Here is a 20309-nt window from a genome sequence, read left to right on the forward strand (position 1 = left end):
GAGTCACGGGGTCACGGCGCCGCAGTCAGTTGCTTTGCGCCATAGATGTCGAAGTCGAAGTATTTCGCGGCGATCTTCTGGTATGTGCCGTTCGCGCGGATCGCGACGATCGCGTCGTTCAGCCGCTTCTTCATGTCGGCGTCGCCCTTGCGTATGCCCATCGCGACGCCGTAGCCGGTGATCCGCGCGTCGGTCACGTCCGGGCCTGCGAACGCGTAGCCCTTGCCGCGCGGCGTCTTCAGGAACGAGTAGCCGGCCTGCGTCTTGTCCTGGAACGTCGCGTCGAGGCGGCCGTTGACGAGATCCTGATACACCTGGTCCTGATTCTGGTACGACACGATCGTCACGCCCTTGGTCGCCCATTCGGCCTTCGCGTACGCCTCCTGCGTCGTGCCCTGGTCGATCCCGACGCGCTTGCCGGCGAGCGACGCGGCGGTCGGCAGCAGCGTCGAGCCGACCGGCGCGACCAGCGCGCCCGGCGACGCATACAGCTTGTTCGAGAAGTCGATCTGCTTGAGCCGCTCGTCGGTGGCCGTCATCGCGGACATGATCACGTCGAACTTGCGTGCACGCAGCGCCGGGATCATCCCGTCGAAACTTTGCTCGACCCACACGCACTTCGCATGCAGCTGCTCGCAGATCGCATTGCGCAGGTCGATGTCGAAGCCGGCGAGCGAACCGTCGGGTTGCTTCGCCTCGAACGGCGGATACGTGGGGTCGATACCCCAGCGGATCGTGGACGCGTCCTGCGCGAACGATACGAGCGGTGCGAACGCCAGCGCGGTGACGAGGAGCTTTGCGGTGCGGTGCATGGCATGTCCTTGAAAGTCTCGACGCGGCGGGCGACGCCGGCGTCCGGTTGGGGGCGGCGCGACGGGACGCCGGCGCGGGGCGCGAAAGACGGGACTTCGATGAAGTCGAGATGCAGTCTAGACCGCTCAATTCTTGAGCGCAAGCGGGAAGAACCGGGTGCGAAGCGAACCGAGGCCTAGCAGGGACCGGAGTGGTAGGGCGGAGCTCGATATACAGCGCTAACGCGGGGAGTTCCGGGTGTTTACCCTGTTCAACGCGCGCGCGCCGCCGAGGGCGTCCTTTTCGGATATCCGTGGTGCGGCGATGTCTATACGAATGGTCGGCGCGAAGGTGTGTCCAGGAGGAATTGACGTTGCGCCCTATACCGCCCAGCAGGCGGCTCGGCGCGGTCGCCGCGTGTTGCGCCTTTTCGGCGCGCGCGACGACTACTTGATCAACTGCATTCCAGTGACCTTCGAGACAAAAGCGCCGCGAAACGCCGCGCCGGGTCCGGCGAAACCGCGATTGCTCGCGGCACCCCGCCATGTTAAAAGTCGTCGCACGTATTTGAAAATGAAATGCCCGAATCCCTGGAAGTGCATAAATGAATAGGCCCCTGTTCGACATCGACCTGCTCCGTGCGCTGGTGATGGTCGCCGACTGCGGCAGCTTCACGACGGCGTCCGCGCGCCTGCATTCGACGCAGTCGACGGTCAGCCAGAAGGTGCGCCGGCTCGAGGAAATCGCCGGCCACCGCCTGCTCGACCGCGGCGCGCGCGACGTGCGGCCGACCGACGCGGGCGTGACGGTGCTCAGTTATGCGCGACGCATGCTCGCGCTGAACGACGAGATGCTGGAGGCGCTGTCGGGCGCGACGGTCGCGCTGACGATCCGGCTCGGCGTGCCCGACGATTTCGCGGCGGGCCGCACGACGCACGCGCTCGCGGCGTTCAAGCGCGAGCATCCGCAGGTGAAGCTCGAAGTGACGTGCGGGCTGAGCCGCGACATCAGCGCCGCGTACGATCGCGGCGAACTCGACCTCGTGCTGATCAAGCAGCGGCGCGACAGCCGCGAGGCCGTCGTGCGCTGGCCGGAGAAGCTACGCTGGATCGACAGCGCGAAGCATCCGTCGATCGATCTCGACCCGGTGCCGATCGTCGTGTTCCCGCCGCGCGGGCTCTACCGCGACGACATGATCAAGGCGATCGAGGAGCGCGGCCGCCGCTGGCGGATCAGCTTCACGACATCGAGCCTGAGCGGCATCCAGGCGGCCGTCGCGGACGGGCTCGGCATCAGCGTGCTGCCCGCGCGCGTGGTGACGGACGAGCATGTGGTGCTGACCGCGAAACAGGGCTTCGCGCCGATCGAGCATATGGACATCGCGATCCTGCACCGGCCGACCGCCGACCCGATGGTCAGCGCGCTGACGAAGACGCTCGCGGCGATGCTGGAGCTCGAAGGGCGGTAGGCGAAGCGGAATTCAAAACGGGGGCGGCACATGGGGCGCCGCGCGCCACACGCGTCAGAACATCGTGTTGCCGTTCGCGGCCTGCTCGGGCACCGGCTGATTGACGTCCCAGTGTTCGACGATCTTGCCGTGCTCGAGCCGGAAGATGTCCATGATCGCGCTGCCGCGCGTGCCCGGTTCGCGCACCGCGTGCACGTGCAGGATCACGTAGTCGCCGTCGACGAACGAGCGCTTGATCTCGCTGTGCGACTGCGGATATGTGTCGCGCAGAAACGCGACGAACTTGCGGAAGCCGTCACGTCCGTCGGCCGCGTTCGGGTTGTGCTGCACGTAGCGATCGCCGACATACGCGAGCGCGGCGTCCGCATCCTTCTCGTTCAAGCCTTTCTCGTAGAACGCGAGCACCGTGCGCCGGTTGGCTTCCTGCTGCGCGTCGTCGGCCGAGCCGGTCGCCACCGCCTGCGCGGCGCTCACGGCGAACAGGGCCGCCGCCATCCATCGTGCGGCCCGTGCCGCGGTCGTGCGTCGCATCGTCGTCTCCCGACATCCGGCTGAAAACCGGATCATACCGAGACGACGCGGCGCTCAGACCAGCGCGCCATTGCGCGCGACGATCCTTCCGGACGATACGACGACGCGCCGCGCCGGCCGCGCGACGACGGCCTCCGCGCACGTCAGCGCATCGACGAGCACGACGTCCGCGCGGCTGCCCGGCTGCAGTCCGTACTCCGCGAAACCGCAGCCGCGCGCCGCGCCGTACGTCACGCAGTCGAGCGCGACTTCGAGCGCGTCGTCGCGGCGGAAATCGTTGCGCATGCCGATCAGCATCGCGCGTTCGAGCATGTCGGGCGAACCGTACGGCGTCCACGTGTCGCGCACGCCGTCGTTGCCGCCGATCACGGTCACGCCCGCCCCGCGGCATGCGGCCACGGGCGGCACCGGCACCGCGGCCGGCGCGGTCGTGACGATTCCCACGCCGAGCTCGGCCATCCGCGCGAGCAGCGCATCGCGCTCGTATTCGGCGAGATCGCCGAGACAAAAGCCATGGCTGATCGTGACCTTCCCCTGCATGCCGTGCGCCGCCGTGCGCTGCAGGATCAGGTCGAGCGAGTACGCGCCCATCGACCCGCGCTCGTGCAGATGGATGTCGAGCCCGCGGCCGTGGCGTTCGGCGATCGCGAACAGCAGGTCCACCGCTTCGACCGGATCGCCTTCGATCGCGCACGGATCGAGCCCCCCGAGCAGGTCGGCGCCGGCATCGAGCGCGTCGGACAGCAGCCCGTCGGTGCCCGGCCGCCCGAGCACGCCCGATTGCGGAAACGCGACGATCTGGATCTCGACCTGCCCGCGCAGCGTCTCGCGCGTCGCCAGCACGCCGTGCAGATGGCGCAGCCCGGCGTCGGTATCGACGTCGACGTGCGTGCGGATACGCGTCGTGCCGGCCGCGAGGAACGCGCGCGCCAGCCCGAGCGACGCGGCGCCCGCGTCATGGCCGCTCGTCGCGCGATAGAGGCGTTCGTTTTCGATACGGTCGACGAGACGCTGCCCGACCTCGTTGCGATACCACGGCATCCCCCAGTGGGTCTTGTCGAGGTGCGTGTGGCCTTCGACGAGGCCGGGCAGCGCCAACGCGCCCGCGCCGTCCTCGATCGCGCAGCCGGCCGGCGCGTCGAGCGACGGGCCGACCCGCGCGATGCGATCGCCTTCGATCAGGATGTCGAGCGCGGCGTCGGCGTTCGTGCGGACGTTGCGGATCAGCAGGTTCGTCATGTCGGTTCCGGTCGGGGTCGGTCAGCGCGTGAAGCGCAGCGACGGCGCGAACGGTGCGCCCGTATCGCTTTCGCCGCGGCGGAATACCCAGCGTTCGGCCGGCACGCCCGCGACGGCCGCCGCCGCATTCGGCGCACGCACCGCGACGAAGCTCGCGTCGCAGCCGACCGCGATCCCGTAGTTCTCCTTGCCGATTGCGCGCGCGCCGGCGTGCGTCGCCATGTCGAGTGCGATGCCGAGCGCGTCGTCGGTGTAGAAGCCCGACCGGTAGCCGACCATCATCGCGCGCTGCAACATGTCGCCGTTGCCGTACGGCCACCACGCGTCGCGGATGTTGTCGTTGCCCGCGAACACGTGCACGCCCGCGTCCCGCAGCCGTTGCACCGGCGGGAACGCGCAGTCGCCGGGCGCATTCGTCAGGATCGATACGCCGGCGTCGGCCAGCGCCGCGGCGGTGCGCTCCACGTCGTCGTCGCTCACCTGGCCCAGCGCGTACGCATGGCTCACGTTCACGCGCCCGCCGAGCCCGGCCGCACGCGTGCGCGCCGCGATCCGCCGCAATTGCGCGATGCCCGTTTCGCCCGGCTCGTGCAGGTGGATGTCGATTTTCGCGCCGCGCTTCTCGGCGATGCCGAATACGATGTCGAGCTGGCCGTCCGCGTCGCCGTCGAGCGTCGTCGGATCGATCCCGCCGACCACGTCCGCGCCTTCGCGCACGGCTGCATCGAGGATCTCGGCGGTGCCCGGGCACGTGATCACGCCGGCCTGCGGGAACGCGACCAGTTCGATGTCGACGATCCCGCGCCACTGTTCGCGCGCGGCCATCACGGCGTGCAGGTTCGACAGCCCCGTCGTCGCATCGACGTCGACGTGGCTGCGCATCGCGATCGTGCCGAACGCGGCGGCCTGCGCGATCAGCGCGTTCGCGCGCTCGACGATCGGCGGCGCGGCCGCGAGCTGGCGCTTCTCGACCGCGAGCCGCTCGCGCAGCGAGTCGACCGGTTCGTGTGGCACCCAGCGATCGCCGACGAAGCTCTTGTCGAGATGGATGTGGCCGTCGACGAAACCGGGCAGCACGACGCGGCCGTCGAGGTCGATCGTCTGCGCGCCGGGCGCGGCCGGGCGGTCGGCGCCGATCGCGGCAAAGCGGCCGTCGCGGACGACGAGATTGACGGGTTGGCCACCGGCGTCGCGGGCGTTGATGAAGAATCGTTCGGTCATGGCTTCGAATGGGAGCGATCGCAGCGCGACACCGGCGCGGCCTGGGGGTAAGGAACCGCGGCCGGCGCGGCCGTTGGCAGGGAATGCGGCCACGATATCGGACGCCGCTGCGCGAGGCCAATTAAATGTCGCGATGCTGCGCATTCGATTTCGCGATGTGTGGCGCGCAGGGCCGCCAGGCCGGCGCGCAGACGGGTGTCGCCGGCCGGGGAAACGGCTGGAATGTCGGCGGCCGCGCGCGAGCCGCAGTGCCCGGCACGCGTGCGTCGGGGCACCGTGTCGCGCCATTGCCGGCGGCAGCTTCGACGCCCCGCCCCACCGGCGATTTACGCGGCAACAGACTTTACACGTTGTTACCCGGCCGCACCGGACGCGCATCCGGCCATTCCTTATACTCACGCCGAGTTCGCCACCCCCGACGGGAATCCATCGGCGGACACGTTGCCGATGCAGGAATCATCATGATGCGCATGCCTTCCACGAAGACCGTTCTGTTCGCCTCGCTCGTCGCCGTGGCGGCGCTTCCGCTCACCGCCTGCGTCGCGCCGGGCTACTACGGCGCGCAGCCGGGTTATCCGCAGCAGCAATACGCGACGCCCGGCTATGCGCAGCCCGCGTATTCGCAGCCGGGCTACGTGCAGCAGCAGCCGGCGTATCCGAACCAGGCGCCGCAACCATACGATCAATACGGTAATCCGTCGCAATACGGCTCGCAGCCGTATGACCAGTACGGCAACCCGCAACAGCAATACGCGACTCCGTACGGCACGCAGTACGGCACCGTGTCGAACATCCAGCCGGTCAACGGCTCGGTCGGCCCGTCGGGCGTGGCCGGCACCGTCGTCGGTGCGCTGGTCGGCGGCCTGGTGGGCAACCAGTTCGGCCGCGGTCATGGCCGCGATGCGGCAACCGTGATCGGCGCGCTCGGCGGTGCGGTGGCCGGCAACCAGATCGGTCAGCAGATGGGCGCCGCGCAAGGCCCGAGCAGCTATCGGATCGACGTGCAGGTCAGCGACGGCTCGATGCGCTCGTTCGACGTGCAGTCGCCGGGCAACCTGCGTCCGGGCGACCGCGTGCAGATCAACGGCAATCAGCTGTCGCGCTATTGATTCCCGTTGCGTGCGCGTGAGTCGATCTCGCGCACGTCGTCTGCTTGGTGTCGTGCGCCAGACCCACGCGACCGCGCATGCGCTTGACGCGCTCCCGCCTTGATGGCGGTACGACGCACCGCCATCACTGTCTTCTCCGTTCACGATCGTGCGCGCCGCGCGTGCGACGCGCCGCGCATCGCCACGCGGCATCCGGATTCCTATTAGGATAAGGACGATGCATCCCGCGACCGCGGCAGCGGCGCCGGCATGCCCCCCTCAACCGGAATGCCGCCGATGACGATGACGACAACGATCCGCCTGCTCGACGCCGCCGACGCGGCGCAGTTCCAGACCGTCCGCCTGCGTGCGGTCCACACCGCGCCCACGTCCTTCCTGCCGACGCTCGACGAAGAGTCGCAGGTGCCGGTCGACGAATTCGCGAAGCGCCTCACGCCGACGCAGGCACAAGCCGTGTTCGGCGCGTTCGACGGCGACACGCTCGTCGGCATCACCGGGGTACGCCGCGATGCGCGCACGAAGATCGCGCACAAGGCGACGATCTGGGGCGTGTACGTCGACGCCGCGTATCGCGGGCAACGCATCGCGCAGGCGTTGCTCGACAGCGCGACAGCGCATGCGGCGAACGCGTGGGGATGCAGCCAGCTGATGCTGTGCGTGAACGAAGTCAACCACGCCGCGGAGCGGCTGTATGCGTCGCAGGGGTTCGTGCGGTTCGGCACGGAGCCGCGCTCGATGTTCGTCGATGGCCGCTTCTACGACGAGCACTACATGGTGAAGACGCTGGCGTAGCGTATTCGCGTTCGCGTGCAAGTACCAGCCGGCCGCACGCGAGCGTCGTGGCGTGTCGCCTCATCTCATCGCTTGTCGGCGATCGTCGTGTTGACGACCTGCCCGGCAATCGTCACGTTCGTCGGCGTCATCGCGCTCACGTGGAATGCCTAGATCGGCCCGGCGACGTTACCGTCACGTTCTGCACGACCGGTGCTCGCGTGCACATCGTATCGTTCGCGAGTGGGTCGTCGCAGCCGAGCGTGACGATGAAGGTGCGGCGCGTTACCCGCTTCGATGCGGGTGATCGGGGGAGGGAAAGATGAACGACGACGATGGGCGCCATGGGCGCCCCTTCCGGTAAGGGTATCGATACGTCGGGCGACGGATCGTATTTATACGTCGTCATACCATACCGCGCGGTCCGAGCATGCGTGGCACGGAGCACGCATCCGTCGCTTACCAGGCTTTTACGCATCCAATTCTCTGTATGTGTGCACACACTCACATTTCCCCGCCTACGCCCGGAGATATGTTGTCGTATGTTTATGCGCAAAAACTTCGATTAAATCGCTTCGGCGGACCGTGTCCGCCAAGGCGATTTGCCTGCTCGCCGGCCGCCGTCGGCTCGCCTCGGTGATTCCGCCTCTGTTCAGCTCCCCGCTGCCCGCGCTATCGTTTCCCCTCTCCCCACAACCGAGGAGCTGCCTTTGCCTACCCGCCACGGAGTCGACCTCATCCGCGCCCGCGCGCTGTTCGATCGCGAGCGCCACGCATTCACCGAAGCCATGCCGGTCTCTCGCGCACTTTCCGCGGAAGCGTCCGAGCACTTGCTGTTCGGCGTGCCGTTGCACTGGATGCAGGACTGGTCGACCCCGTTCTCGCTATACGTGAAGGAAGCCCGTGGCGCGACGTTCACCGACGTCGACGGTCATCGCTACGTCGATTTCTGCCTCGGCGATACGGGCGCGATGTTCGGCCATGCGCCCGAACCGGTCGCCCGCGCGCTCGTCGAGCAGGCCACGCGCGGCTACACGACGATGCTGCCGAGCGAGGACGCCGCGTGGGTGTCGCGCGAACTCGCGCGCCGCTTCAGGCTGCCGGTCTGGCAATTCGCGCTGAGCGCGAGCGACGCGAACCGCTTCGTGCTGCGCTGGGCGCGCGCGGCCACCGGCCGCAACACGATCGTCGTGTTCAACGGCTGCTATCACGGCACCGTCGACGACGTGTTCGTCGATCTCGTCAACGGCCGCCCGGTGCAGCGCGACAGTCTGCTCGGACAGTCGTACGACCTGCTCGCGAACACGCGCGTCGTCGAATTCAACGATCTGGACGCGCTCGAAGCGGCGCTGAAGGACGGCGACGTCGCGTGCGTGCTCGCCGAGCCCGCGATGACGAACATCGGGATGGTGCTGCCCGCCCCAGGCTTCTGGGAGGCCGCGCGCGAACTGACGCGTCGCCACGGCACGCTGCTGGTGATCGACGAGACGCACACGATCAGCAGCGGCCCCGGCGGCTACGCGGTCGCGCACGGTCTCGAACCGGACATGCTGGTGGTCGGCAAGCCGATCGCGGGCGGCGTGCCGTGCGCGGTGTACGGCTTCAGCGCCGAATTCGCGGCACGCGCGAAAGCGGCGAAGCTGAACGCGCCGCCCGGCCATTCGGGTATCGGCACGACGCTCACCGCGAACATGCTCGCGATGCATGCGATGCGCGCGACGCTCGCCGAAGTCGCGACCGACGCCGCATACGCGCACATGTTCGAACTCGCCGCGCGGCTCGCGACTGGGCTCGAACACGCGATCGCAAAACACCGGCTGCCGTGGTGCGTGACGCGCATCGGCGCGCGCACCGAGTTTCAGTTCGCGCCCGTGCCGCCGCGCAACGGCACGATCGCGGGCGAACAACTCGACAGCGAACTCGAGCACATCGTGCACCTGTACCTGCTGAATCGCGGCGTGCTGATCACGCCGTTCCACAACATGATGCTCGCGTGCCCGCAAACGACGGCCGGCGATGTCGACCGGCTCGTCGCGCAGTTCGATGCGTGCTTGGGTGAACTGGCCGGTTGAGCGAATGCGACGACGGATCATCCTCGACGCGCCGGCAACCCGGTGCGGTCGAGCATCGATGCGTCGTCAATGACGAAGGTTCGCCGCGCGCGCGGCGAACCGAATACGCAGCGATGCGCCCCCCTACACCGCCTTCAACACGCGCCGCGCCACTTCCGCGAAATACCGCGCGCCGATCGGCAAAATCTCGTCGTTGAAATCGTACGTCGCGTTGTGCAGCGGCACGCCGCCCTGCCCGGCCGCTTCGCCGTTGCCGATGAACACGAAGTTGCCCGGCACCGCCTGCAGGAACGCGCCGAAATCCTCCGAAATCATCATCGGCTGCACGTCGGCGTTTACCGCGTCGGCACCCGCGACGTGCGCGGCGGCCTGCACGGCGGTGTCGACCCATTCCGGCGAATTTACCGTCGGCGCGAACGCGTGCGTGTACTCGAACGTGCAGGTCGCACCGTGCGTGGAGCAGATCCCTTCGCTGATCTCGCGCATCCGCGTTGCCAGCAGCGCCTGCACGTCACGCGAATAGCTGCGCGTGTCACCCTTGATCGTCGTCGTCGACGGCAGCACGTTGCGCAGCCCGTCGGTGATGAATTCCGTGCACGAGATGACGGCCTGCTGGCCGGGGTCGAGATTGCGCGACACGATCGTCTGCAGCGCGAGCACGATCTGCGCGCCGATCACGATCGGATCGATGCCCATGTGCGGCCGCGCCGCATGCGTGCCGCGCCCGTCGATCCGGATCACGAAATTGTCTTCGCTCGCCATGATGCCGCCCGCACGGGTCGCGAACGTGCCCGCTCGCATGCCCGGCATGTTGTGCGCGCCGAAGATCGCATCGACCGGAAAGCGCTCGAAGAGCCCGTCGGCCATCATCGCCTTCGCGCCGCGGCCGTGCTCTTCCGCCGGCTGGAAAATGAAGCGCACCGTACCGTCGAAATCCTTGTGCTCGGCCAGCAGTTGCGCGGCGCCGAGCACCATCGACATGTGGCCGTCGTGCCCGCACGCGTGCATCTTGCCGGGCGTGCGCGACACGTGTTCGCGGCCCGGCGCGTGCTCGGCGATGTTCAGCGCGTCCATGTCCGCGCGAATGCCGATCGCGCGCCGGCCGGTGCCGGCCGTCAGGTTCGCGACGAGCCCGGTGCCGCCGATGCCGCGATGCACGTCGAGCCCGAGCGTCGTCAGGATCCGCGCGACGTAGTCCGACGTGTTCACTTCTTCGAAACCCGTCTCCGGATACTGGTGCAGATGGCGGCGCCAGATCTTCAGTCGCCCCTGCAGCGTGCCCTCTTCAGTTGCGTCGATTGCATCCATTGCGTTCGCCTCGTCGGTCGTCATGTCGGTCGTCCTGTCGTTCAGACCACCACCGCCGCGCGGCTCAGCCAGTCGCGCTGGCGCGCGAGCACCGCGTCGGCCGTCTCGCCGACGCAGTGCCGGTACACGGACGGCGCGGTCGCCCCTTCCGTGTTGATCGCCAGCACGCGCGCGCGCGCGTCGAGCCCGACCTGCCGCGCGCGCGCCGGGTCGCGCATCAACACGGCCAGCCCCGCCACACCGGCCGCGCCCGATTCGCCGGCGACGAGCGGCACGTCGCGTTCGCTGCCGGCCGCGAGGCCGCGCATCGCCTGCACCGCGTCCGCGTCGTCGATCAGCATGAAGTGGTCGATGCACATCTCGAGAAAATCCCATGCGAGCGGCGACGCCTCGCCGCACGCGAGCCCGGCCATCACCGAATCGACGCTGCCGCTCGCCTTCGTCGCGCGGCCGGCCAGCGCGCTCTGGTACAGGCAGTCGGCCTGGCGCGGCTCGACGACGACGAAGCGCGGCCGCTGCGCGCCTTCGCGCTCCCACAGGCAACTCGCGACGCCCGCGGCGAGGCCGCCCACGCCGCCTTGCAGGAACACGTGCGTGAACGGCTGCCCGTCGTCCTCCGCGGCCTGCGCGGCTGCTTCGGCGGCGATCACGCCGTAGCCCTGCATCACGTCGCGCGGAATCGCTTCGTAGCCGTCGTACGACGTATCCGACACGACGTACCAGCCGTTCGCCTGGGCGAGCTGCGCCGCGCAGACGACCGATTCGTCATAGTTCCCCGCGATGCGCACGATCCGTGCGCCGTACGCCGAGATCGCGCGTTCGCGCTCGGCGTCGACGTTCGCGTGCAGCACGATCACGCAGCCGCAGCCGATCGCGCGCGCGGCGGCGGCCAGCGCGCGGCCGTGATTGCCGTCGGTCGCGCTGATCACCGTCAGGTCGGCCAGTTCCGACGCGTAGCGGCCGGTGACGAGCCCTTGCGGATCGAGTGCCTGCGTGCGGCGCAGCCGCTTCACGAGCCGCACCAGCGCGATCGGCGCGCCGAGCGCCTTGAAGCTGCCGAGCGGCGAGCGGCACGACTCGTCCTTCACGCTGACGCTCGCGACGCCGAGCCGCGCGGCGAGATCCGGCAGCGCACGCAGCGGCGTGCGCGCATTGCCGACGAGCGGCCAGTGCGCGAGCCACGCGCCGCTTTCGTCGGCCGACGCGATGTTCATCACGCGGCGCAGCGCGTTCGGGTAGGCGGTGCGCGACGCGCGCGGGTTGGCGATCAGCATGGTGAGAGACTCCGGATCGGGATCGCGCGGGCGGTCCGTCGGGTGAATCGGATCGGGCAGGCGCGGGTTGCGCTCGCCATCGGTTGGAAAAATAATATTGCGTACATCGGTCAAAGAAATCGCCAAATTGAAGGCCCAGCCGCAAAAATTTCTCATTCTTTCGAGGTTTGACACGCCATCATGACGACCCCTCTCGATGCGTTCGATCGCAAGCTGTTGATGGAAGTCCAGCGCGACGCGCAGACGCCGCAGTCCGAGCTCGGCGCGCGCGTCAATCTGTCGACCGCCGCCGTGAACCGGCGGCTGCGGCGCCTCGCGGAAACGGGCGTGATCGAGCGCTATACGGCCGTCGTCGCGCCTGAGAAGGTCGATCATCCGCTGACGATCGTCGTGAACGTCGAGGTCGAGAGCGAGCAGATCGATCAGCTCGACGCGATGAAGCGCGCGTTCGAGCGCTGCCCGCAGATCCAGCAGTGCTACTACGTGACGGGGGAATGGGATTTCGTGCTGATCCTCGCGGTGCGCAACATGGATCAGTACAACGCGCTCACGCGCGAACTGTTCTTCGCGAACAACAACGTGAAGCGGTTCAAGACGCTGGTCAGCATGAGCCGCGTGAAGGTCGGGCTCGACGTGCCGGTCGATGCCGGCGAGTGAATGCGGCGATGACACGGCCGGCGCGCGACAGCGTGCGCCGGCCGCTTCCCATCGACGGCTACGTCAACGACAACTGAAGCTCGCCGCCGAGTTCAAGTCGCCCGAGCCGTTGTAGCGCGCGACCTGCGGATACGGGCACAGCGGCCGCGTACGCCCCGCGCCCCATGACGTCGGCACGTCCGCGTTCGGCACGGCGTTCGTCGTGTCGCGCGCGGTGGCCACGATCGCCGCGGGCGCCTGCCCCTGTTCGACCCATGCGACGAGCGGCGTCAGCATGTCGAACTGGTCGGCGGCCGGCCCGCCCGAGCAGTGGTTCATCCCCGGCACCGGATAGAAGCGTGCAAAGCTCGACGCGTCGCCGCCGTTCGCCTGCGCGACCCGCGCGTACCAGTCGCGCGTGTCGTTGAACGAGAACACGGGGTCGCCCGTGCCGTGATAGACGAGCAGCTTCGCGCCGCGCGACTTCAGCGCGGCGAGGTTCGTCTCGTCGGGCGGCGTCATGAACGACCATGACGATTGCGTGTAAGCGCCGTTCGTCGCGAAGATCGCCGGCGCATCGTTGTCCATGTCGAAACCGAGCGCGAATCCCGCAAGGTTCGCGAGCACTGCGGCGGTCTTCGGCGGCGTCATGAACGTGAACGCCATCGCGGCCGGGTCGAGCATGACGGAGTTCGACTGCTTCCACGCAGCCCAGCCAGGGCCCGACATGCCCGGGTCGTACGGAAAGCTCGCGTACAGCGCCGTGCCCGCGCTGTTGCGCGCCCCGGTAAACACGTTCTCCAGCGCGGTCTTCTGCGCAGGCGTCAGGCAGGCGCCCGTGCGCGTGCCGTTCGCGCAGGTGGGAATATCGGCATCGACGCTGAAGTGCGCCTGACACGCGGCGACGTCCTGCACCATCCCGTCTGTCGCGCCGTCGAGCGCATCGCATTTGTCGAGGATCTTCGCGCCGACGAACTGGCGTTCCGCATCGTTGAAACCGCTGCGGATATCCGGCAATCCGTTCGTTCCCGTGGCCGATGCGATCTTCGCGAACTGCTGCGCGCCGTACATCTCGCCGATCGCCGCCTTCGGCAGATGGAAGCCCGGATCGCCGGCGATGATGCCGTCGTAGTCGGCCGGGTTGCGCACCGCCGTGACCATCGCGTGACGGCCGCCGTTCGAGCAGCCGCCGAAATAGCTGCGATCGGGCGCCTTGCCGTACGCGAGCCGGATCACCTGCTTCGCCATCGGCGTCAGCGCGTCGACGGCGCCGTAGCCGTAGTCGATCCGCGCCTGCGGATCGAGGCCGAACAACGGATTCTGCGCGGCACTGTGCCCGGAATCCGAGCTGATCACCGCGAAACCCTGGTTCAGCGCGTGGGTCAGCGGGCCGCCGCCGCCGATCTCGCCGGTCGCGGTCACGACGTTGCCGTCGAGCCCGCCGTTCGCCTGGTAGAAGAAGCGGCCGTTCCATGCTTTCGGCAAGCGCATCTCGAAGCCGATCGCATAGGTCTTGCCGTCCACCGCGCTCACGCGCTCGTTCATCTTCCCGGCGATCACGCAGTGCTCGGCGACCGGCTTGCCGGCCACCGTCAGCGCGCCAGCCGCCGCGGTCGTCACCGACGTGAACGACGTGTTCGCATACGCGAGCTTCGCGGCGAGCGCGTCGCAGGTCTGCGCCATCGCGGCCGGCGTCGCGGCGCTCAGGTGCGTGGGCGGCGCGCTGATCGAATCGTCGCCGCCGCAACCGGCGACCAGGGCGGCGGCGGACAGCGGCGCAATACAGAGGAATGCAGATTTCCTGTTCAAGATAACTCCCGTTCGGTTCGTCACGCCGGTGAATCAGAACATGTGCCGCACGCCGACCATCGCGCCGAGCTGCCCCATCCCTGCGCCCGGCGTCGTGCCGGGCCCGCCGCCGCTGACCGAGTAGCGCGCGTGCGCGCTGTTCCACAGATACGACGATTGCGCATAGACGGCCGTGCGCTTGGTCAGCAGATAGGTCGCGCGCAGCGTGGCCATCGTCGCGCGCGTGTCGTGCGCGCTGTTGACGATCCGGTAGCCTTCGCCGTCGACGATGAAATCCGGCTTCGCCGCATATGACGCGCCGACGAAGAACAGGTCCGAATGCGCGCCGGGCGCGGCCGGCGAACCGGTCGACACGCGCCGCCCGATCCAGCCCGCGCCGATCTTCGCGCCGGCCGCCTGCGCATACGCGCTCACGTGCGTGCGCGCATCCTTGCCGCCGCTGCTCGTGAAGGGGACGGGCGCCACGCCGTCGAAGAAGTTGGCCGCCGCGCCGGTGCCGCCGCGCTGTTCCTCGTACGACGCCGCCGCACCGAAGTACGCGCTGTCGTACTTGAGCATCACCGACCAGTTGCGGCACTGCACTGCGTCGCCCGGCACCTGCCCCGCGCACGTGCCCTGCCCCGGCGAGTTGCCGGTGCCCGCGCCGTCGCGCCCGAACGAATACGCGGCACCGAACGTCACGCCGCGATACGTGCCGACGTAGGTCACCGCGTTGTCGGCGCGGCCGTTCGGCACGTACGCATCGAACGAGCCGAGCCCGTATATGTCGGGGCCGATGATGTCCGCGCCCTGCAGCGCGAGATAGGTCATCGTGTACTGACGGCCGAACGCAAGCGTGCCGAAGCCGCTCTTCAGCCCGACGAACGCCTGGCGCCCGAACAGCCGGCCGCCCTGCCCGAGATCGCCGCCACGCACGTTGAAGCCGCTTTCGAGCGTGAACACCGCCTGGTAGCCGCCGCCGAGATCCTCGGTGCCGCGCAACCCCCAGCGCGACGGCAGCTCGCCCGTCACGCCCGGCATCCGCACGACGTGGTCGCCGGCCGCGTTCGCGTGCGACACGAATTCCACGCCCGTATCGATGATCCCGTACAGCGTCACGCTCGACTGCGCGTGCACGCCCGGCGCACCGAGCGCGCAGCACGCGCTGGCGGCCAGCAGGCCGTTCCTTGTCTTCGTCTTCATCGTTGCGTCTCCAGACCTTGAGTAAGCGCGCTCTGACGGCGCGCATTGAAAAATCGAACCGTCAGTCGCCGGCTTGCGGGCGGCGAATCAGCACGAATGCTGCGAAGGCCGCGACGAGCGTGACGGGAATGCTCGCGCCGATCACGACCGGCGCGCTGCGGCCGGCGGCCAGCAGCGTCGCGGCCGCGAGCGGCCCGACGACGGAACCGAGCCGGCCGACCGCCACCGCCGCGCCGACGCCGGTGCCGCGCATCGCGGTCGGGTAGTAGATCGCCGCGAGCGCGTACAGCACCGACTGCCCGCCGACGACGAACATCCCCGCCGCGAACGCGGCCGCCGCGAGCGACGCGAAACCGGGCGCCGCCGCGAGCGCGGCGAGCGACAGCACGATCCCGACATACATGCCGCCGACCACGCGCGACGCGCGCATCCGGTCGAGCGCCGCGCCGATGCCGAGCGCGCCGAGCCCCGCACCGACGTTGAACGCGATCTGCACGAGGCCGACGTGTGCGCGATCGAGCCCGCGCGAGGCCATCAGCGACGGCAGCCAGTTCAGCAGGAAGTAGAGGACGATCAGCGTGCAGAAGTAGCTGACCCACAGCGCGACCGTCGACGTCGTGCGGCCGTCGCCGAACAGCGTCTTCCCGACGCTCGTGCGCGCGGCCTGCGTGCCCGCGACGTCGAGATACGCGCGCGATTCCGGCAGGCACCACACGAGCAGCGGCACGAGCAGCAGCGGCCCCACGCCGCCGACATAGAAGATGTGCCGCCATTCCGTGTCGCCCGCGAGCAGCACGCCGATCACCGACGCGATCACGCCGCCGAACGGGATTCCGCAGTACATCGTCGCGACCGCGCTGCTGCGCGAGCGCGGGTCGACCGCCTCGGACGACAGCGCGATCAGGTTCGGCATCGCGCCGCCGAGGCCGATGCCGGTCAGCACGCGCACGACGACGAGCATCGCGAACGTCGATACCTGCGCGGTCGCGATCGACAGCAGCCCGAACAGCACGACCGACGCGATCAGCACGCGCTTGCGGCCGATCCGGTCGGCGAGCCGCCCGCCGAGCATCGCGCCCGGCAGCAGCCCGAAGGTGCCCGCGCTGAACGCGATGCCCATCTGCGACACGGACAGCCCGAATTCGCGCGCCATGCGCGGCGCGGCGACACCGACCGACTGAAGGTCGAGCCCTTCGAGGAGGGCGATCGCGAAACACAGCGCGAGCGTGGTCGCGACCGTGGATTTTTCGGCAACGTAGGTGTTCATTCTGTCTCCAATCCCATGTCTTGTAGTCGGTCGGCCCTGCAACGGCCGCCGCGCGCCGCCGCCGGCCAGGGGCGGTTCGGCGCGCGGGGTGTCGTATGAATGGCCGCCTTTATCAGGCAGCCTGATTCACTGGCCGCGAAAGTGCCTGCCGGTGTCGTGGCCGGCCGGTCGTTCTGCCTGCGTGTTGCTTACCGCTGCAACTGCTCGCGCGTGCTGCTTACGCGTAAATCACGTCGGGATCGCGTTGCGCCGGGTCGTACAGCGCGTCGATCGTCGCCGCGCGATGCTTCTGCACGGCCGCCTGGTTCAGCGAACCCTTGTCGGTCACTTCGCCGAGATCGAGCGACGGCGGCGTGTCGATCAGCCGGATCCGCGCGACGAACGTCGAACCGCCGCTCGCGTTGCGGTTCAGCGCGGCGAGCCACGTCGCGAATGCCGCGCGCACGGCCGGCGTGCGCAGCACGTCGGTCACGGACGCATCGGCCGGGAGCCCCGCCAGCGCACGGCATGCATCGACGCGCGGGAACACCAGCAAGCCGATGTCGTCGCGATCGATGCCGGTCACGACCACGTCCTGCACGTACGGCGCGCCGGTCGACACCGCGTTCGCGCGCAACGGCCCGACGCTGACGAACGTGCCGCTGCTCAGCTTGAAGTCCTCGGTCAGCCGCCCGTCGAACAGCAGCCCGAGTTCCGGCCGCTGCGGATCGGCAAAGACGCCCGCGTCGCCGCTGCGGTAATAGCCTTCTTCGTCGAACACGTCGCGCGGATCGACGTCCGCATGCCAGTAGCCGCGCATCACGTTCGGCCCCTTGAAGCGCAGTTCGTGCTTGCCGCCGCACGGCACGAGCTTCGCTTCGCAGCCGGGCGCGGGCAGCCCGATATAGCCGGCGCGCATCAGCGGCCCCGTCGTGAACAGGCACGACGGCGACGCCTCCGTCATCCCGAGGCCGGCCATGATCCGGATGCGCTCGCCACAATGCGCTTCGGTCACGCGGTCGAGCCGGTCCCACGCCGCCTGCGACAGTCCCGCGCCGCCGAAGAAATACAGCTTCACGCGCGAGAAGAACGTGTCGCGCAGCCCGGCATCGCGTTCGAGCGCGGTAGTCAGCTCTTCCCAGCCCTTCGGCACGTTGAAGTAGATCGTCGGCGCGATCTCGCGCAGGTTGCGCACGGTTTCGTCGAAGCGGCCGGGCATCGGGCGGCCGTCGTCGATATACAGCGTGCCGCCGTTGTACAGCGCGATGCCGAGGTTGTGACTGCCGCCGAACGTGTGATTCCACGGCAGCCAGTCGACCAGCACCGGCGGTTCGCGCGTGAGTTCCGGCATCGTCTGGCGCAGCATCTGCTGGTTGCTGCACAGCATCCGGTGCGTGGTCGGCACCGCCTTCGGCTGCTTCGTCGAACCGGACGTGAACAGGATCTTCGCGAGATGGTCGGGGCCGACCGCCGCGTGGATCGCGTCGATCGTGCGCGGGGCGGTGGCGAGCAGGCGCGACAGCGGCACTGTGCGGCTTTCGACATCGGTTTGCGCATCGGCGTCGCGCGCGACGATCAGCGTCGCATCGACCGGCAACGTCGCGTCGAGCGCACGCGCGAACGGCGCGCGTTCGGCGACGAACACCGCGCCCGGCCGCAGCACGCCGAGCGTGTGACGCAATTTGCCGTAGTCGGTCGACACCAGCGAATACGCGGGCGAAATCGGCGAATACGGCACGCCGGCCAGCATCGCCGCGAACATCAGTTGCAGATGCTCGAGATCGTTGCCGGACAGCACCGCGAGCGGACGCTCCGCCGACAGCCCGAGATCGACGAGGCCCTGCCCGAGTGCGCGGGCATTTTCGAGCATCTGCGCGTACGTGATCTCGATCCAGTTCCCGTCGGCGCCGCGCCGCGCGGCCAGCACGCGGTCCGGATGGGCTTGCGCGCCGCGCACGAGGCAGTCGGTGAGGCGCGTCGGGTAATCGCCGAGCGGCTCGCGCGAGCGCAGGTACCAGGTACCGTCGTCGGCGCGGCGAATCTCGGCCGCGCCGACCGCGACGGCGGCCGCGCGATAGCGCACGGCGTCGGCGTGTTGGCCGACCTGAAGCGGCGCCTTCTCTGCATTCATCGTCGGCTCGCTCATATGGGGTAGTGGCGCGGCGCGGTCTGCACGGTGATCCAGCGCAGCTCGGTGAATTCGGCGATCGACGCGCGGCTGCCGAAGCGGCCGTAGCCGCTCGCCTTCGTGCCGCCGAACGGCATCTGCGCTTCGTCGTGCACGGTCGGCCCGTTGACGTGGCAGATCCCCGATTCGATCCGGCGTGCGACCGCCATCGCACGTGCGATATCGCGGCTGAACACGCTCGCCGACAGCCCGAATTCGCTGTCGTTCGCGAGCGCGACCGCTTCGTCGTCGCTGTCCGCGCGCAGGATCGCGACGACCGGCGCAAAGGACTCCTCGCGATAGAGCCGCATGTCGCGCGTGACGCCGTCGACGATCGCCGGCTGCATCGTCGCGCCTTCCACACGGCAGCCGAGCGGCAGTTGCGCACCAAGCGCACGCGCATCCTCGACCAGCGACGCCGCGCGCGCGGCGGCCGACGCATCGACCATCGTGCCGAGCGGATGGCCGGCCAGCGGATCGCCGGCGACGAGCGTGCGCGCCTTCGCGGCGAGCCGCTCGACGAGCGCGTCGGCGATCGGGCGCGCGGCGATCACGCGCTCGGTCGACATGCAGATCTGCCCCTGGTTGAAGAATGCGCCGAACGCGATCGCGTCGACGGCCGCATCGAGATCGGCATCGTCGAGCACCAGCACCGGCGCCTTGCCGCCGAGTTCGAGCAGCACGGGCTTCAGGTGCGCGGCCGCGTGGCGCGCGATGATGCGGCCGACGTGCGTCGACCCGGTGAAGTTGATCCGCTTCACATGCGGATGCGCGATCATCCGCTCGACGAGTTCGGGCGCATCGGCCGCCGCGTGCGTGATCACGTTGACCACGCCCGCGCCGAGCCCCGCTTCGTCCAGCACCGCGCCGATCAGCGCGTGCACGCCCGGGCACGCCTCGGACGCCTTCAGCACGACCGTGTTGCCGCACGCGAGCGGCATCGCCAGCGCACGCGTGCCGAGGATCACCGGCGCGTTCCACGGCGCGATGCCGAGCACCACGCCGCACGGCACGCGCATCGCGAGCGCGAGATTGCCCGGTACGTCGGACGGGATCACGTCGCCGTTGATCTGCGTCGTCATCGACGCTGCCTCGCGCAGCATGTTCGCCGCGAGCGTCGCGTTGAAGCCGAGCCAGCCGGGCGTCGCGCCGGTTTCGGCGACGCCGGTTGCAATGATTTCGTCGATGCGCGCGTCCATCAGGTCGGCCGCCTTCAGCAGCCGGCGGCGCCGCTCGGTCGGCGCGAGTGCCGCCCACGCGGGGAACGCGCGATGCGCGGCGTCGATGGCCGCGTCGGCGTCGGCCACGCCGGCCGCCGGCGCGCGCGATGCGAGCGCGCCCGTCGCGGGGTTGAAGCGGTCGAAGGTGCGGCCGTCGCGGGCGTTGCACCACTCGCCGCCGATCAGCATCCGTCTGTCGGTCATGTCGTCTCCTGCCTTGCCTGTCTCTTGCGATTACGCCGGCGCGGAAGCCGGCGGCTGCGT

Annotated in this window: 16 protein-coding genes; 5 read left to right on the forward strand and 11 right to left on the reverse strand. The window is 69.0% G+C overall.

Annotated features, from left to right (window positions below; translation table 11 throughout):
* Window positions 1-11: 11 nt before the first annotated feature.
* Window positions 12-812 (reverse strand): ABC transporter substrate-binding protein, encoded by an 801-nt coding sequence (locus tag CFB81_RS27935; protein ID WP_089437300.1) that lies wholly within the window; start codon window positions 810-812, stop codon window positions 12-14.
* A 584-nt stretch (window positions 813-1396) separates the two neighbouring features.
* Here CFB81_RS27935 and CFB81_RS27940 point away from each other — a divergent pair.
* Entirely contained in the window at window positions 1397-2260 is an 864-nt protein-coding gene (locus CFB81_RS27940) for a LysR family transcriptional regulator (protein ID WP_069621693.1), read from the forward strand.
* Window positions 2261-2314: 54 nt separating this feature from the next.
* Here CFB81_RS27940 and CFB81_RS27945 read toward each other — a convergent pair whose 3' ends face one another.
* Genes CFB81_RS27945 through CFB81_RS27955 form a run of 3 tightly spaced genes read right to left on the reverse strand, consistent with a single transcriptional unit; the run spans window position 2315 to window position 5251 of the window.
* Window positions 2315-2791, reverse strand: a complete 477-nt coding sequence (locus CFB81_RS27945; RefSeq protein WP_089437301.1) for a nuclear transport factor 2 family protein — start codon at window positions 2789-2791, stop codon at window positions 2315-2317.
* A gap of 54 nt (window positions 2792-2845) precedes the next feature.
* Window positions 2846-4030, reverse strand: a complete 1185-nt coding sequence (locus tag CFB81_RS27950) for an amidohydrolase family protein (protein ID WP_089437302.1) — start codon at window positions 4028-4030, stop codon at window positions 2846-2848.
* A 21-nt stretch (window positions 4031-4051) separates the two neighbouring features.
* On the reverse strand, window positions 4052-5251 hold the full coding sequence (locus CFB81_RS27955; protein ID WP_089437303.1) for an amidohydrolase family protein: 1200 nt from the start codon (window positions 5249-5251) through the stop codon (window positions 4052-4054).
* A gap of 461 nt (window positions 5252-5712) precedes the next feature.
* Between CFB81_RS27955 and CFB81_RS27960 the strand changes: the two genes are divergently transcribed.
* The 3 genes from CFB81_RS27960 to CFB81_RS27975 all read left to right on the forward strand — a co-directional run bounded on the left by CFB81_RS27960 (window position 5713) and on the right by CFB81_RS27975 (window position 9203).
* On the forward strand, window positions 5713-6360 hold the full coding sequence (locus tag CFB81_RS27960) for a glycine zipper 2TM domain-containing protein (RefSeq protein WP_089437304.1): 648 nt from the start codon (window positions 5713-5715) through the stop codon (window positions 6358-6360).
* A gap of 282 nt (window positions 6361-6642) precedes the next feature.
* A complete protein-coding gene (locus CFB81_RS27965; protein ID WP_089437522.1) occupies window positions 6643-7152 on the forward strand; it encodes a GNAT family N-acetyltransferase in 510 nt (169 codons plus the stop codon).
* A gap of 689 nt (window positions 7153-7841) precedes the next feature.
* Complete coding sequence (locus tag CFB81_RS27975) at window positions 7842-9203, forward strand: aspartate aminotransferase family protein (protein WP_089437305.1); 1362 nt, start codon at window positions 7842-7844, stop codon at window positions 9201-9203.
* Between the two features lie 123 nt (window positions 9204-9326).
* Here CFB81_RS27975 and CFB81_RS27980 read toward each other — a convergent pair whose 3' ends face one another.
* Both CFB81_RS27980 and CFB81_RS27985 read right to left on the reverse strand, forming a co-directional pair.
* Complete coding sequence (locus tag CFB81_RS27980) at window positions 9327-10511, reverse strand: M20 aminoacylase family protein (protein WP_089437523.1); 1185 nt, start codon at window positions 10509-10511, stop codon at window positions 9327-9329.
* 41 nt (window positions 10512-10552) lie between these two features.
* The gene (locus tag CFB81_RS27985; protein ID WP_089437306.1) at window positions 10553-11785 is read right to left on the reverse strand and encodes a diaminopropionate ammonia-lyase; all 1233 of its coding nucleotides are present in this window, start codon (window positions 11783-11785) and stop codon (window positions 10553-10555) included.
* Window positions 11786-11965: 180 nt separating this feature from the next.
* Here CFB81_RS27985 and CFB81_RS27990 point away from each other — a divergent pair, with 180 nt between their 5' ends.
* The gene (locus CFB81_RS27990; protein WP_089437307.1) at window positions 11966-12442 is read left to right on the forward strand and encodes an Lrp/AsnC family transcriptional regulator; all 477 of its coding nucleotides are present in this window, start codon (window positions 11966-11968) and stop codon (window positions 12440-12442) included.
* 63 nt (window positions 12443-12505) lie between these two features.
* Here CFB81_RS27990 and CFB81_RS27995 read toward each other — a convergent pair whose 3' ends face one another.
* From CFB81_RS27995 to CFB81_RS28015, 5 genes are all read right to left on the reverse strand, one after another.
* Window positions 12506-14230 carry a tannase/feruloyl esterase family alpha/beta hydrolase gene (locus tag CFB81_RS27995; protein ID WP_089437308.1) on the reverse strand — a complete coding sequence of 575 codons (1725 nt, stop codon included), beginning with the start codon at window positions 14228-14230 and terminating at the stop codon, window positions 12506-12508.
* 33 nt (window positions 14231-14263) lie between these two features.
* The gene (locus CFB81_RS28000) at window positions 14264-15412 is read right to left on the reverse strand and encodes a porin (RefSeq protein ID WP_089437309.1); all 1149 of its coding nucleotides are present in this window, start codon (window positions 15410-15412) and stop codon (window positions 14264-14266) included.
* A 61-nt stretch (window positions 15413-15473) separates the two neighbouring features.
* Window positions 15474-16679, reverse strand: a complete 1206-nt coding sequence (mhpT, locus tag CFB81_RS28005; RefSeq protein ID WP_089437310.1) for a 3-(3-hydroxy-phenyl)propionate transporter MhpT — start codon at window positions 16677-16679, stop codon at window positions 15474-15476.
* A 217-nt stretch (window positions 16680-16896) separates the two neighbouring features.
* Window positions 16897-18804 carry a feruloyl-CoA synthase gene (locus tag CFB81_RS28010; RefSeq protein WP_373452659.1) on the reverse strand — a complete coding sequence of 636 codons (1908 nt, stop codon included), beginning with the start codon at window positions 18802-18804 and terminating at the stop codon, window positions 16897-16899.
* Window positions 18801-20249: an aldehyde dehydrogenase gene (locus CFB81_RS28015; RefSeq protein ID WP_089437311.1), complete on the reverse strand. Its 1449-nt coding sequence runs from the start codon at window positions 20247-20249 to the stop codon at window positions 18801-18803. Before CFB81_RS28015 ends, CFB81_RS28010 begins: the two co-directional genes overlap by 4 nt.
* Window positions 20250-20309 lie beyond the last annotated feature (60 nt).

Source organism: Burkholderia sp. AU28863, assembly GCF_002223195.1.
GTDB classification, from domain to species: domain Bacteria; phylum Pseudomonadota; class Gammaproteobacteria; order Burkholderiales; family Burkholderiaceae; genus Burkholderia; species Burkholderia sola.